The sequence below is a fragment of the Thiohalophilus sp. genome, from assembly GCF_034522235.1.
Classification (GTDB): Bacteria; Pseudomonadota; Gammaproteobacteria; order UBA6429; family Thiohalophilaceae; genus Thiohalophilus.
This window is the reverse complement of record NZ_JAXHLN010000003.1, coordinates 1,485,697-1,500,558: the sequence shown is the minus strand read 5'-3', so window position 1 is coordinate 1,500,558 and position 14,862 is coordinate 1,485,697. Positions and strand designations below refer to the sequence as shown.

Genomic DNA, 14,862 nt, shown 5'->3' with positions numbered 1-14,862 from the left:
CACAACTCCTGTTTTTACCAATTCTTTAGAAATTTTTCACCGCAGAGGCATAATGAGATAATTTTGAATGGTGAATTTTAAATTTTGAATTGCGGATTTGTTTTTAATTCAACATTCAACATTCAACATTCAACATTGCATTTCCGCGCCTCTGCGTTAAATACACTTACTCTTCTTCAAGGGCATCCTCTTCGTCGCTGATTTTGGCGATGCGTTCGATGCCGGAGAGTTTTTCGCCTTCGCCGAGGCTGATCAGTTTCACGCCCTGGGTATTGCGACCCATGATCGAGACTTCGTCGACTTTGGTGCGTACCAGGGTGCCGCGGCTGGTGATGAGCATGATCTCATCTTCTTCGCCCACCAGTTCGGCGCCAATGACCTCGCCGTTACGCTCCGAGGTCTGGATCGACTTGACGCCCTGGCCGCCGCGACCATGGCGCGGATAGTCATCCACGGGCGTACGCTTGCCATAACCGTTTTCGGTGGCGGTGAGGATATGACCTTCGCTGGCGATGATCAGCGAGATGACGTGCTGATCGGATTGCAGCTTCATGCCGCGCACCCCGACCGAGCTGCGGCCCATGGCACGCACGTCCTGCTCGTTGAAGCAGATCGCCTTGCCGGCGGTGCTGAACAGCAGCACATCCTGATCGCCACGGGTCAGTTCCACGCCGATCAGATGATCGTTATCGCGCAGTTCGATGGCGATGATGCCCGAGGCGCGCGGACGGGAGAAATCGGTCAATGGCGTTTTCTTCACGGTGCCGTTGCTGGTGGCAAAGAAGATGAACTGCCCTTCCAGGTATTCGCGAATCGGCAAAATCGCATTGATCCGCTCGCCCTCTTCCAGCGGCAACAGGTTGACGATGGGACGACCGCGCGCGGTGCGCCCGGCCTGCGGCAGTTCGTAGACCTTGAGCCAGTAGACCTTGCCGCGACTGGAGAAACATAAAATGGTGTCATGGGTGCTGGCCACGAACAGCTTGTCGACAAAGTCCTCATCCTTGACCGAAGTGGCCGCCTTGCCCTTGCCGCCACGACGCTGCGAGGTGTAGGCGGTAATCGGCTGGGCCTTGGCGTAGCCTTCATGCGACAGGGTCACGACCACGTCTTCCTCGGTGATCAGATCCTCGATGGTCAGATCTTCCTGACTGGCGATGATCTCGGTACGCCGTTCATCGCCGTATTGATCGCGCATTTCCACCAGTTCGTCGCGGATCACCTGCATCAGCCGCTCGCTGCTGGCCAGAATCGCCAGCAATTCCTCGATCTGTTTGAGCAACTCTTCATATTCGTTGAGGATCTTGTCCTGCTCCAGACCGGTCAGGCGATGCAGGCGCATATCAAGAATTGCCTGGGCCTGGGCATCGGATAACCGGTAGCGGCCGTCGACCAGCCCGAATTCGGGCGCCAGCCCTTCCGGCCGGGAAGCCGCGGCGCCGGTGCGTTCCAGCATCTGGTTGACCACACCGGGCTCCCAGAGGGTCTGCATCAGCTGTTCCTTGGCCTCGGCCGGATTTTTGGCCGCCTTGATCAGGGCGATGATCTGGTCGATGTTGGCCAGGGCAATGGCCAGACCTTCACGCACATGCGCCTTCTCCCGCGCCTTGCGCAGATCGAACACAGTACGCCGGGTGACAACCTCGCGACGATGACGAATGAAGGAGGCCAGAATCTGGTGCAGATTAAGCAGCTGCGGCTGCCCCTCGACCAGCGCCACCATATTGATGCCGAAGACGGTCTGCATCTGGGTGTGCTGATAGAGATTGTTGAGCATCACTTCGGTGACTTCGCCGCGGCGCAGCTCGATGACCACGCGCATGCCTTCCTTGTCCGATTCATCACGCAGTTCGCTGATGCCCTCGATTTTCCGGTCCTTGACCAGCTCGGCGATGCGCTCCAGCAGGCGCGCCTTGTTGACCTGATAAGGCAACTCGGTCACCACAATCCGCTCGCGGCCGTTGGGCATCTCCTCGATCTTGGTTCGTGCCCGCACATAGATCCGGCCGCGGCCGGTGGCATAGGCCTCGGCGATGCCGCGCGCGCCATTGATAATGCCGGCGGTCGGAAAATCCGGCCCGGGAATATAGCCCATCAACTCCTGGACGGTGATGTCCGGGTTGTCGATCATTGCCAGCGTGGCATTGATTACTTCATTGAGATTATGCGGCGGAATGTTGGTCGCCATGCCCACCGCGATCCCGGCGGAACCGTTGACCAGCAGATTGGGGATACGGGCCGGCAGAATCTCCGGCTCGTATTCAGTTTCGTCATAGTTGAGCGTGTAATCGACGGTCTCTTTTTCGATGTCCGCCAGCAGTTCATGGGCGATTCTGGCCATGCGCACTTCGGTGTAACGCATCGCCGCCGGCGCATCGCCGTCCACCGAGCCGAAGTTGCCCTGGCCGTCGACCAGCATGTAGCGCAGCGAGAACGGCTGGGCCATGCGCACGATGGTGTCGTAGACGGCGCTGTCGCCGTGGGGATGGTATTTACCGATGACGTCACCGACCACGCGGGCCGATTTCTTGTAGGGCTTGTTCCAGTCGTTACCCAGCTCGCGCATGGCATACAGCACGCGGCGGTGGACCGGCTTGAGGCCGTCCCGGACATCGGGCAGGGCGCGCCCGACGATGACACTCATGGCATAGTCCAGATAAGACTGCTTCATCTCCTCCTCGATGTTGATCGGGAGGACTTCCTTGGCAAATTCGCTCATGCGTCGCTTTCGGTCAGGTTAAAAATGGCTCGATTGATTTTTGAAGCGTTTCTGAGCGATTACTATACCATAGCAGGGTCACCCACTGCATCTTTGTAAAAGCGCGTGAGAAACCGGGTGTGGCCGTATCGTGCAAAACAGTCTTTCGAAAAGCCTGTTTTTAAAGCTTGGCCAGCGGGGGGAAATCAGCGATGTTGGCCCATGTGCCGGGCCATTTTCTCGGCATTGGGCTGCTCGATGATACCCCGTTCGGTAACGATGGCGTCCACCAGCTCCGCCGGGGTCACATCGAACACCGGATTCCAGGCCGTGGCACCCTCCGCCGCCACCCGCTGCCCGCCACAGGCGAGCAATTCGGCCGGATCCCGCTGTTCAATGGGAATCGCCCCGCCTTCGCTGACGGCCATGTCGATAGTGGAGGTCGGTGCCGCCACCATGAATTTGACCCCGTGCTGGCGCGCCAGCACCGCCAGCGAATAGGTGCCGATCTTGTTGGCCACATCGCCGTTGGCCACGATCCGATCGGAGCCGACGATTACCCACTGCACCTTGCCCTGCTGCATCAGCCAGGCCGCCGCGCCTTCGGCCACCAGGGTCACCGGAATATGATCCTGCAGCAGCTCCCAGGCGGTCAGGCGGGCGCCCTGCAACCAGGGACGGGTCTCATCGGCGTAGACCGTGTCCAGTTTGCCGTCGGCCCGGGCGCTGCGAATCACCCCCAGCGCCGTGCCGTGACCGCCGGTGGCCAGTGCCCCGGCATTGCAGTGGGTCAACACGCTGCTGCCCGGTTCAATCAACGACGCGCCGAACTCGCCCATTTTCAGATTGGCGGCAATGTCCTGTTCATGAATGGTGCGGGCTTCCTGTAACAATACCTCGAACGGATCACCGTCCAATCCGGCCAGTTTGCCCCGCATGCGCGCGATGGCCCAGTGGAGGTTGATGGCCGTGGGCCGGGCGGCTTCCAGTTGCTGCAAATCCGCTTCGATGTTGTCACGCCAGTTTGCCGCTGACTCGGCATAGCGTTGCCGCGCCGCCAGCGCCACGCCGTAAGCGGCGGTGATGCCGATGGCCGGCGCGCCGCGCACCACCATATCCCGAATCGCCTGCGCCACCTCGGCCACGGCACGGCAGTACATATACTGGTGCTGGTGCGGCAGCAGCCGCTGATCCAGCAGGCAGACCGCCTCGTCCTGCCACAGCACCGGTTTGAACGTGTCGTATTGTTCCAGCATAAAAAATTCGGCGTTGCTACGGGTTAACCATTGTAATCCGTCAGGACCCGCCAGGACACAGTGATTTTATTCAGGGGTTTTATTCCGGATTTCAGGGTTCATGAACCGGGAGATTGCACAGAGGGGTATACGATAACACCGACAACACCGAATCCCCCGAAGACACCGAAAAAATCAATTCAGTGTATTCGGTGTCGTCGGTGTTCCCTTTCCCTGAATTGTGAATTCACAACAACTGCCGGATTTTCAGGACAGCCGCAAAAAACTTGCAGCCACGAATCCAATCCCTGTATCTTTCCCGGCATGAAGATTGACACGCTGTTATATGCACGCTGGATTCTGCCGATCGAACCGCAGGGCGTATTACTGGAAAACCACGCCATTGCCATTGATAACGGACGCATCGAAGCCATCCTGCCTGCCGGGGAAGCCGCGCAATGCTATAGCGCGGACACGATCCGCCATCTGGATCAACATATTCTGTTGCCGGGCCTGATCAATCTGCACGGTCACGCCGCCATGACCCTGATGCGCGGCCTGGCCGATGATCTGCCGCTGATGGAGTGGTTACAACAACATATCTGGCCGGCGGAGCAGCAATGGGTCGGCAAGGAGTTTGTTCACGACGGCAGCCTGCTGGCCTGCGCCGAAATGCTGCGCGGCGGCACTACCTGCTTCAACGATATGTACTTTTTCCCCGAGGAGACCGTGCGTGCGGTGGAACAGGCCGGCATGCGCGCCTGCGTCGGGCTGATCATGATCGACTTTCCGACCCCGTATGCACAAAGTCCCGACGAATACCTGAGCAAGGGCATCGCCCTGCACGATCAGCTGCGCAGCCACAGCCTGATCACCACCGCCTTCGCACCGCACGCGCCCTATACGGTCTCCGATGACCCCCTGCAACGTATTCGCACCTACGCCGAAGAGCTGGACATTCCCATTCACATGCATGTGCATGAGACCGCCCACGAGGTCGCGGAGAGTCAGAACCAGGACGGCAAGCGCCCGCTGCAGCGCCTCGACGAGCTGGGTCTGCTCAATCCGCATCTGCTGGCGGTGCACATGACCCAGATAAATCCGGACGAGATCGCGCGCCTGGCCGAAGCCGGCGTGCATGTGGTGCACTGTCCCGAATCCAACCTGAAACTGGCCAGCGGTTTCTGCCCGGTGCACCAGCTGCAACAGGCCGGAATCAACCTGTGCCTGGGGACCGATGGCGCGGCCAGCAACAACGATCTGGACATGTTCAGCGAGATGCACAGCGCCGCGCTGCTGGCCAAGGCCGTGGCCGGTGACGCCAGCGCCCTGCCCGCTGAGGACGTGCTGCGCATGGCCACCCTCAACGGCGCCCGGGCGCTGGGGCTGGAGCAGGAGATCGGCTCGCTGGAGGTCGGTAAATCGGCCGATGTTATTGCCGTCGACCTGGGCACACTGGAGACCCAGCCGGTCTATCACCCGGTGTCGCAACTGGTCTACACCGCCGGCCGCGAACAGGTCACCGACGTCTGGGTCGCCGGCCGCCAGCTGCTCAACCAGCGCGAACTGACCACCATCGACACGCATACCGTTCTGGAGCGGGTATCAGACTGGCAACGGCGTCTTGCCCACCTGGATTAAAATATCTCACCGCAGAGGCGCAGAGAACGCAAAGAAAATCCAATTTATTTTTTTGCTATTCCACATATTTCTATAACAAGACACTTTAACAACACAAAGCAAGCCCTCAAAACTGCGTCAACAAATATACTCTGTGTCCTTTGCGTCTCTGCGCCTCTGCGGTAGAATGATTATCTACCAACGGGACACCTTATTATATGTCATCCACGCACACCAACGTCGATCACCAGGAAATCGCCAAGTTCGAGGATCTCGCCTCGCGCTGGTGGGATCCGCATGGGGAATTCAAACCGCTGCACGAGATCAATCCGCTGCGGCTGGAATATATCGATCGCCGGGTCAAGCTCGAAGGCAAACAGGTGCTGGATGTGGGCTGCGGCGGCGGGATTCTGTCCGAGTCCATGGCACAACGCGGGGCGACGGTCACCGGGATTGATATGGGGGAAGCCCCTTTGAGTGTGGCCCGGCTGCATCAGCATGAATCGGGCGTGGAGGTCGACTATCAACAGATCACCGCCGAAGCTTTGGCCGCGCAACAGCCGGAACAATACGACGTGGTGACCTGTCTGGAGATGCTGGAACACGTACCCGATCCCGCATCGATCGTTCGCGCCTGCGCGCAACTGGTCAAACCCGATGGCCATATGTTTCTGTCCACCATCAACCGCAATCCCAAGTCCTATCTGTTTGCGATCATCGGCGCCGAGTATGTGCTCAAGCTGTTACCCAAAGGCACGCATGATTACGCCAAGTTCATTCAACCGGCGGAACTGGAAAGCTGGGTGCGTGAAGCCGGGCTGGTGACTCGCGAGTTGACCGGCATGAGTTACAATCCGCTGACCAGGACCTATTCCCTGGGTCATGATGTCAGCGTCAATTACCTGTTACACAGTCAGAGGGCGTTAGGGCGTTAGGGCGTTAGGGCGTTAGGGCGTTAGGGCGTTAGGGCGTTAGGGCGTTAGGGCGTTAGGGCGTTAGGGCGTTAGGGCGTTAGGGCGTTAGGGCGTTAGGGCGTTAGGGCGTTAGGGCGTTAGGGCGTTAGGGCGTTAGGGCGTTAGGCAACGATGGTGAGCCGGCTGGACTTCCTGTCAACTACCGGGTGTTCTCATGATTTCCTCATCTCACGCCCTGTCGCTCTAACGATCTCACGATCTCACTTCACAAGGGAGACGCGGACATGGATAAGCCGCATAAACAATTACACGCATGGACTTTATCAACACAGCTGGTTAGTGAAATTTATAGAATCACACAGCATTTTCCGAACATCGAGAGATTCGGATTGAGTCAGCAATTACGACGAGCTGCAGTAAGCATACCTTCAAATATTGCTGAAGGTGCGGCAAGAAACGGCAATAATGAATTTCGCCATTTTGTTGCAATCGCCAGAGGCTCATTAAGTGAACTGGATACACAGCTCGATATTGCTCGTCTGCTGAATTATTGCACAGAATCACAACGAGAGCAGTTGGACGAAATCCTCCAGAGAATTGATAAAATGCTCTATAAACTGCATCAATCCCTGAAGGCGTGAAATCGCGAGATAGTGAGAGCGGAAGTTCGTTAAATCATATGACTAACAAAAGCAAACCAGCCAGGACTGGCCCACGTTCTCACGAAGTATCGAACTCGCGATCTCGCGATCTATCGACCTCGCCACCTGGCGATCTCGCCAGCTCACGCGCCATCCGGACCGTTCTGTTTGATCTGGACGGCACGCTGGCCGACACCGCGCCGGACCTGGCGCATGCGCTCAATGCGGTGCGCCTGAGCCATGATCTGCCCGCCCTGCCCTTCGAGGTGATCCGGCCGGTGGTTTCCCACGGCGGCAAGGCGCTGATCGAGCTGGGCTTTGGTGAATCCGCGCCGCAAGTCGATTTCGAGGCGCTACGCCGGCAACTGCTGCAGATTTATCGTACCAACCTCGCCACCCACACGGTCCTGTTTCCCGGTATGGCCGAGCTGCTCGACAACCTCGAGACCCGCGGCCATAACTGGGGCGTGGTCACCAATAAACCCGGCTGGCTGACCGAGCCCCTGCTGCAAGCGCTGGGCCTTGGCGAACGCGCGGCCTGTATTGTCAGCGGCGATACCCTGCCACAATGCAAACCCGATCCCGCGCCGCTCATTCACGCCTGTGAACAGTGCGGCAGCGAAGCGAATCAATGCCTGTATGTCGGCGATGCCCCGCGGGACATCGAAGCCGGGCGCCGTGCCGGGATGCAGACACTGGTTGCGCTGTTCGGTTATATTGGCGAGGATGAACAACCGGACACCTGGGGCGCCGACGGGCTGGTGGAATCCCCCGAAGCGATTCTGCAATGGCTAAGTTAAGCAATTTTGAATGTTGAATTTTGAATTCTGAATTAAATGCGCTTTCTTCAATTCAACATTCAAAATTCAAAACTCAAAATTGAAATATGAGCCAGGAACTGATTTACGCCGCGATTGCTGTTGGCGCCCTGCTGGTCGGGGCGCTGGGGGTGTATCTGTGGCTGCAGGGACGGATCAATGCGCTGCAGCGGGAGAACAGTCAGCTGAGTACCACGCTGGAACTGGAACGCCAGCACGCCGACGAGAAGATCAAGGCACTTAAAGAGGCCCGGGAACAGCTCGGCGACACCTTTTCAGCGCTCTCCAGTCAGGCGCTCAAGCATAATAACGAAGAGTTCCTGAAGCTGGCGCAACAAAAGCTGGAGAAGTTTCAAAGCGAGGCCAAAGGCGATCTGGCGCAGAAGGAAAAAGCCATCGAGGAACTGGTCAAGCCGATCCGCGAGTCACTGAACAAAACCGAACTGCAGATTCAGAATATCGAAAAAGAGCGCAAGGAAGCCTACGGCGCCCTGCACAAGCATATCGAGACCATGAATCTCACCCAACAGGCGCTGCGCGATCAGACCCATAACCTGGTCCAGGCATTGCGCCGACCGGAAGTGCGGGGTCAGTGGGGCGAGCTGACCCTCAAGCGGCTGGCGGAACTGGCCGGGATGGTCGAGCATTGCGATTTTTATCAGCAGGAAAACGTCAAAACCGATGAAGGTCGCCAGCGCCCGGATATGATCGTGCGCATGCCCGACGGACGCGAAATCGTGGTGGATGTCAAAACCCCGCTGGACGCCTATCTCAGTGCCATCGAAAGCAGTAATGACGAACAGCGCCAGCAGCACATGCAACGCCATGCCAAAAATGTTCGCCAGCGTATCAATGAACTGCACAGCAAGGCGTACTGGAGTCAGTTCAGTCAGTCGCCCGAGTTTGTAGTGCTGTTTATTCCCGGCGATCAGTTTTTGAGCGCGGCGCTGGAAACCGATTATCAGCTGATGGAAGATGCACTGAGCAAGAATGTCATTCTGGCCACGCCGACCAGTTTTGTCGCCCTGTTGCGCGCGGTGGCCTATGGCTGGCGCCAGGAGCAACTGGCCAAGAATGCCGAACACATCAAGAAGATTGGTGAAGAGCTATACCAGCGACTGGCGACCTTCACCGGTCATTTGCACAAGATGGGGCGCAGCCTGGATACGACGGTCAAGCATTTCAACAGTACGGTGGGATCGTTTGACAGCCGCATCCTGCCCAGTGCACAGAAGTTTCGCGAAATGGGCATCAGCTCCAGCAAGGAGATCGAGGCGCAGGAACAGGTCGAAAGCGGCGTTCGCCAGATCGAAACCAACCCCGACGAAGAAACCTAGTCCTTCTCGAGGTTACCCTTGATACCCGAACCGATCTCTCCCATCTTCTTGCCGGCCCGTTCCACGGCATCGCCGGTTGTATCTTTAACCCGCTGTTTGAGCGTCGGCCCATCCAGGGGGTTACTCAATATCGGGTTCCCCTTGCCAATGTTGACGCCGAACCACAGCCCCACGGCCAGACCGATGATAATGCCGAAAATGATCAATTTAAGCTTTTTCATATCCTGATTCCTTCATTCTTATGCTCCTAAGATATCACAGCCGATTGTCATGACAAGCGATAACCTGGCCGGTGCCTACGCCCACTGCGCGGCAATGGCCCGTAACCATTACGAGAATTTTCCCGTCGCCAGCCGGCTGCTGCCGGCGCGTATCCGCCCGGCGGTGATGGTCATTTACGCCTTTGCCCGCACTGCGGATGATTTTGCCGATGAAGGCGATCTGAGCGCCGAACAGCGTCTGGCGAAACTCGATGACTACCAGGCCCGCCTGCAACAGCTGCAGCAGGGCTCGGTATCCGAGGATCCGGTGTTTATCGCCCTGCAGGATGTTATCCATCGGCATCAACTTCCCGTGCAACCTTTTGAGCGCCTGTTGCAGGCCTTTCGCCAGGATGTGGAAAAAACCCGTTATGCCGATTTCGGGGAGGTGATGGACTATTGCCGCTTGTCGGCCAACCCGGTGGGTGAATTGCTGCTGCAGCTCAATCATACAGCCAGTGAGATCAACCTCGGTTATTCCAATGCCATTTGCACCGCCCTGCAATTGATCAATTTTTTGCAGGACATGCATCAGGACTACACGGAAAACAACCGCATCTATCTGCCCGGGGACGAGATGCAGCGTCACGGCGTGAGCGAAGCCCACCTGGCCAACCGCACCACCGATTTTGCCATGCAGGCGCTGATGCGCCAGCAAATCGACCGGGCCCGCCGCCTGCTCGAATCCGGCGCCCCGCTGGGGCTGCGGCTCCGTGGCCGCTTCGCCTTTGAACTGCGGCTGATCATCGCCGGCGGCGCCCGCATACTCAAACATTTGCATGAGGACCCGAACGATGCCTTTGCCCGGCCACGACTGACATACCGCGACGGGTTGGCCATGCTCGTTCAGGCCGCCTTCCCGCGTCCGGGCCGACGCCGCCGGGCAGGCAAACCCGGCTGCGGAATCTGATAAACTGAGCGCATCATGACGCCCGAACAGTATTGCCAGGACAAGACCGCGGCCAGCGGCTCCAGTTTTTATTACAGCTTCCTGTTTTTGCCCCGCCATCGCCGCCGCGCCATCACCGCGTTGTATGCCTTTTGCCGCGAAGTGGATGATGTGGTGGATGCCGACAGCATGCCCGAGATCCGGCGGGTCAAGTTGCAATGGTGGCGCTCGGAAGTCGAGCGTCTCTACAGCGGGCAAGCGCAACATCCGGTCACCCGGGCGCTGCAACCGGCCATCCGCGATTTTGATCTGGCGCAGGAATATTTTATGGAGATCATCGACGGGATGGAGATGGATCTCGAACAGCAGCGCTATGCCACGTTCAGGGAACTGTCGCTGTACTGTTGCCGGGTCGCCAGCGTGGTCGGCCTGTTATCGGCGGAGATTTTCGGTTATCGCGATCGGCGCACGCTCAAATATGCGCGGGATCTCGGCATGGCCTTCCAGCTGACCAACATCCTGCGGGATGTCGGCGAGGATGCCCGACGCGGCCGCATCTATCTGCCACAGGAAGATTTGCAACAGTTCGGCGTCAGCGAGGCGGATCTGCTGCAAGGCCGGGAGAGCCCCGGCTTTTATCAATTGATGGCGTTCGAGGCCCGTCGGGCCCGTGACTACTACCAACGCGCCCATGATCATTTACCGGCGATCGATCGTCCCGCCCAGCGCGCCGGGCTGATTATGAGCGCCATCTATGCAGGCCTGCTCGATGAGCTGGAAAAAGACGGTTTTCATGTGCTGACCCGGCGCCTGAGTCTGACCGCGTTCGCCAAGTTATGGCTGGCCGGGAAAACCGTCTGGCGGGAAAAACGGCGCAGCCGACATCATCCCGGGACGGACATGGATTAATGAAACAGGAATCGGTGATCATCGTCGGGGCCGGCTGGGCCGGACTGGCGGCGGCGGCCCGGCTGGCCGGTCTCGGCCATCGGCCGCTGTTGCTGGAATCGGCCCGCCAGCCGGGCGGGCGGGCGCGCAAGGTCGCCTTCGCCGGTCACGCGGTGGACAACGGCCAGCATCTGTTCATCGGGGCGTACCGCAGCACGCTGGCGCTGCTGCAACAGATCGGTGTGCCCGCCGAATCGGCTTTCGAGCGCCGGCCCCTGCATCTGCAGATCCACAACAGCCGGGGAACGGGACTTGAACTGTGTGCGCCCCGCTTGCCCGCACCGCTGCATCTGCTCTGGGCCTTGCTCCGGGCGCGCGGCCTCACCTTCGCCAGTCGTCGACAGGCCCTCAAATTCGGCTGGCTGTTATGGCGCAACCGGCTGGGTGGACAAACTGATCAATCCCTGCTCGCCCTGTTGCAACAGACTGGCCAGACGCCCGAGTTGATCCACAAATTCTGGAACCCGCTGTGTCTCGCGGTGATGAACACGCCGCTGGCGGAGAGTTCCGCCGAGCTGTTCGTGAATGTCCTGCGCGATGCCTTTTTGCAGCAGCGCGGAGATTCGGATCTGCTCTATGCCAAACATGATCTCGGCACGCTGTTTAACGAACCGGCCATGCAATATATCGAACAGCAGGGCGGTGAAGTCCGTCTGGGTCAACGTGTGACCCGACTGCTGATCGAAGATCAACAAATCAAGGGCGTGGGCACGGCCGCTGGTGAGCTTCACGCCAATCAGGTGATACTCGCCGTGCCGCCTTATGCGCTCAGCGCCCTGAGCCGAACGCAGCCGGCACTGGCGAGTTTGCGGCAACAGTGTGACGCATTTACCTATGAGCCAATCTGTACCGTCTATTTGCACTACCCGCCCACGGTGAAACTGCCGCAACCCATGCTGGGGCTGCTCGGCGGGCTGGGCCAATGGGTTTTCGATCGCGGCGTTTATGATCAGCCGGGTCTGCTGGCGGTGGTGCTGAGCAGCCGGGGCGATCATCTGCAACTGGAAAATCCGCAGCTGATCGTCCGGCTGGCGCAGGAGCTGGCCACCCTGTTTCCCGACTGGCCCGCCCATGAACAGGCGTATGTGCTGCGTGAAAAACGCGCCACCTTTGCCAGCCGGGTCGGGATCAATGCGCAACGTCCCGACCACCGCACCGCAATCCGCGGTTTATGGCTGGCCGGGGATTACACCCGCACCGGGTATCCCGCCACGCTCGAAGGGGCGGTACGAAGCGGGGTACAATGCGCGACCCTGGCCCATCAGGCCCTCCAGAACCCGGAACAAGACACTTCCCCATGACAACAGCACTTTCAGATTATCAACCCGGCCCGGACCTGCTGCAGGATCGGATCATTCTGGTCACCGGTGCCGGCAGCGGTATCGGCGCCGAACTGGCCGCAACGCTCGCGGCGCACGGCGCCACGGTCATCCTGCTGGGACGCACCATTAAAACGCTGGAACAGGTCTACGACCGCATTGTCGACGCCGGTCACCCGGCGCCGGCGATCGTGCCGCTGGATCTGGAAGGGGCCACGCCCGAGCATTATCAACAGCTGGCCGAGACCCTCGAGCAGGAGTTCGGGCGCCTGGATGGCCTGGTCCATAACGCGGCGCAACTCGGCGCACTCACGCCGGTGGAACACTATGATACGACCTTGTGGGCCCGGGTGCTGCAGGTCAATCTGAACGCACCTTTTTTACTGACCCGGGCCCTGTTGCCGCTGCTGAAAAAATCGTCCGCCGCGTCGCTGATCTTCACCTCCGCCAGCGAAATCCAGGGCGGCCGTGCCTACTGGGGCGCCTACAGCGTGAGCAAGGCCGGCGCCGACAACCTGATGCAGATCCTGGCCAGCGAGCTGGAGACCAACACCCCGATCCGGGTCAACAGCCTGATCCCCGGCCCGGTGCAAAGCCAGACCCGGCGCACCGCCTTCCCCGGCGAGGATCCCAACCAGCACGCCCTCATCGAGCGGATCTTGCCGGCCTATCTCTACCTGCTCGGCCCCGACAGCGAAAACGTCAACGGCCAGATCCTGCAGGCACAGCAAGACACCCTTTCTTGAGATTGCGAAATTAAACGCGGAGGACATGTAAGGCAATGTTGAATTTTGAATGCTGAATTTTGAATATGTATCTGTCCGCTATTCAAAACTTAAAATTCAACATTCAACATTCAACATTGCCTTATGAGATTATTCCCAAAGGTCGACGTGTACGCCCTGTGCTTCGAGTTTGTCGGCGCGGGCGGAGATGAAGCGCTGGAAGTTGGGCTGTTCCTTGTAGGCGCCGGAGGCCACGTAGTCCATGACTGACTGCACATGGAAGGCTTTCAAATAGGCCTCGGCACGGAATACCTCCTTGCCGTCGGTATCAAAGAACACCAGCGTCGGGGCGTATTTGATATCCAGCTTCCCGGCCAGCTCTTTGGCCGTGGTGGTCTTGCCGTCGGGCCCGACGACTTTTTCATCGCTCCACATATCCAGCCGGGCCACGTCGAAACGTGCCAGCTGCTCGCGGGTTGCCTCGCGTGGATAGATATCGCCATGCAACTCGTCGCAGGCTCTGCATGCTTTTTGTTCGAACATCAACAGCAAGGGTTTGTCTTTACTGGAGAGCTTTTGCAGATTATAGGGCGGATCCTGCAGGAATTCGGCCTGGTGTAATTTGCCAGTGGCTTTTTCGCCGCCTTTTTCCTTGTAGTATTCACGAAAGCTCAGCTGGTTTTCTTTTTTCTCGCTGATATATTCCAGCGCGGCCATGAACTTATCGGGCGCGTAATAGCCATTGACGCGCAACGCAACCTTGCCGTTTTCATCCATCATCAGCAGTGTCGGGGTAAACATCACCTTGAGGTTCTCGGCGAACTTTTTCTCGGTGAGCATGTTGCCGTTCAGGTCGGTCACTTCCCGATCGCCCCACATGTTAATGGCGATCACATCGAAGTTTTCCCGGGTCATCTCGGCAATATCCTTCTGACCGAAATTGTCCTGCAGCAGCTTCGCGCAATAGGGACAGCCGTCCTGGTAGAAATAGAGCATCACGCGTTTATTATTCGCGGCGGCTTCTTCGATGTCCTCGCGGATATCCAGAAAGGAGACTTTGAACCAGTCCGGTTTTTCGTGATAGCCCGGATTGTTCATTCCCTCGTCCAGCCCCTCGCCCTCGGCGGCCAACGCCGGCTGTCCCATCGACAACAGCAGTGCCGGCAGTATGATCCACAATTTTCTCAGCAACATGCTTTCCCCCTTCAAGTGTCTGTGTGCTGATATAACCGTTTTTTAGACCGCACTGTTGCCCAGCCGTTCCGCAAAAGCAAGTGCCGGCGCGCCGCAACCGCGCCGGTTATCGACGACGCACCGGAACAACTCTTCAAGTTATTGTTTTAATTGATATTTATGGTTTTTGCCTCAAGTCTGTCTGCCCGGGTTGCCAGGGACGCTGTTTGCGCGGTGCCTGACCGGCCGCGTTGGTACAGCCAAAACCCTTCAGGCCCTCGGTCA

Annotated in this window: 13 protein-coding genes; 9 read left to right on the top strand and 4 right to left on the bottom strand. The window is 58.5% G+C overall.

The window, feature by feature from the left end:
* Window positions 1–166: 166 nt before the first annotated feature.
* Window positions 167–2,719 (bottom strand): DNA gyrase subunit A, encoded by a 2,553-nt coding sequence (gene gyrA, locus U5J94_RS10255; RefSeq protein WP_322565551.1) that lies wholly within the window; start codon window positions 2,717–2,719, stop codon window positions 167–169.
* A 185-nt stretch (window positions 2,720–2,904) separates the two neighbouring features.
* A complete protein-coding gene (gene mtnA / locus U5J94_RS10250) occupies window positions 2,905–3,954 on the bottom strand; it encodes an S-methyl-5-thioribose-1-phosphate isomerase (protein ID WP_322565550.1) in 1,050 nt (349 codons plus the stop codon).
* Between the two features lie 303 nt (window positions 3,955–4,257).
* On the opposite strand from mtnA, the gene U5J94_RS10245 reads away from it, so the two are divergent.
* The 5 genes from U5J94_RS10245 (at window position 4,258) to rmuC (ending at window position 9,263) form a co-directional block, all read left to right on the top strand.
* On the top strand, window positions 4,258–5,574 hold the full coding sequence (locus U5J94_RS10245) for a TRZ/ATZ family hydrolase (protein WP_322565549.1): 1,317 nt from the start codon (window positions 4,258–4,260) through the stop codon (window positions 5,572–5,574).
* 197 nt (window positions 5,575–5,771) lie between these two features.
* Window positions 5,772–6,488: a bifunctional 2-polyprenyl-6-hydroxyphenol methylase/3-demethylubiquinol 3-O-methyltransferase UbiG gene (gene ubiG / locus U5J94_RS10240; RefSeq protein WP_322565548.1), complete on the top strand. Its 717-nt coding sequence runs from the start codon at window positions 5,772–5,774 to the stop codon at window positions 6,486–6,488.
* Window positions 6,489–6,751: 263 nt separating this feature from the next.
* Entirely contained in the window at window positions 6,752–7,108 is a 357-nt protein-coding gene (locus U5J94_RS10235; RefSeq protein WP_322565547.1) for a four helix bundle protein, read from the top strand.
* Window positions 7,109–7,146: 38 nt separating this feature from the next.
* Window positions 7,147–7,908: an HAD-IA family hydrolase gene (locus tag U5J94_RS10230; RefSeq protein ID WP_322565546.1), complete on the top strand. Its 762-nt coding sequence runs from the start codon at window positions 7,147–7,149 to the stop codon at window positions 7,906–7,908.
* 86 nt (window positions 7,909–7,994) lie between these two features.
* The gene (rmuC, locus tag U5J94_RS10225) at window positions 7,995–9,263 is read left to right on the top strand and encodes a DNA recombination protein RmuC (RefSeq protein WP_322565545.1); all 1,269 of its coding nucleotides are present in this window, start codon (window positions 7,995–7,997) and stop codon (window positions 9,261–9,263) included.
* On the opposite strand, the gene U5J94_RS10220 is transcribed toward rmuC, so the two are convergent.
* The gene (locus U5J94_RS10220; RefSeq protein WP_322565544.1) at window positions 9,260–9,484 is read right to left on the bottom strand and encodes a hypothetical protein; all 225 of its coding nucleotides are present in this window, start codon (window positions 9,482–9,484) and stop codon (window positions 9,260–9,262) included. The genes rmuC and U5J94_RS10220 overlap by 4 nt on opposite strands.
* 49 nt (window positions 9,485–9,533) lie before the next feature.
* On the opposite strand from U5J94_RS10220, the gene hpnC reads away from it, so the two are divergent.
* The 4 genes from hpnC to U5J94_RS10200 are packed head-to-tail and all read left to right on the top strand — an operon-like array spanning window position 9,534 to window position 13,425.
* Window positions 9,534–10,433, top strand: a complete 900-nt coding sequence (gene hpnC, locus U5J94_RS10215) for a squalene synthase HpnC (protein WP_322565543.1) — start codon at window positions 9,534–9,536, stop codon at window positions 10,431–10,433.
* A 15-nt stretch (window positions 10,434–10,448) separates the two neighbouring features.
* Window positions 10,449–11,321, top strand: a complete 873-nt coding sequence (hpnD, locus tag U5J94_RS10210) for a presqualene diphosphate synthase HpnD (protein WP_322565542.1) — start codon at window positions 10,449–10,451, stop codon at window positions 11,319–11,321.
* Entirely contained in the window at window positions 11,321–12,661 is a 1,341-nt protein-coding gene (hpnE, locus tag U5J94_RS10205) for a hydroxysqualene dehydroxylase HpnE (RefSeq protein WP_322565541.1), read from the top strand. The genes hpnD and hpnE overlap by 1 nt, the downstream gene beginning before the upstream one ends.
* The gene (locus tag U5J94_RS10200) at window positions 12,658–13,425 is read left to right on the top strand and encodes a YciK family oxidoreductase (protein ID WP_322565540.1); all 768 of its coding nucleotides are present in this window, start codon (window positions 12,658–12,660) and stop codon (window positions 13,423–13,425) included. Before hpnE ends, U5J94_RS10200 begins: the two co-directional genes overlap by 4 nt.
* 129 nt (window positions 13,426–13,554) lie before the next feature.
* Here U5J94_RS10200 and U5J94_RS10195 read toward each other — a convergent pair whose 3' ends face one another.
* A complete protein-coding gene (locus tag U5J94_RS10195; RefSeq protein ID WP_322565539.1) occupies window positions 13,555–14,598 on the bottom strand; it encodes a thioredoxin family protein in 1,044 nt (347 codons plus the stop codon).
* Between the last annotated feature and the right edge of the window lie 264 nt (window positions 14,599–14,862).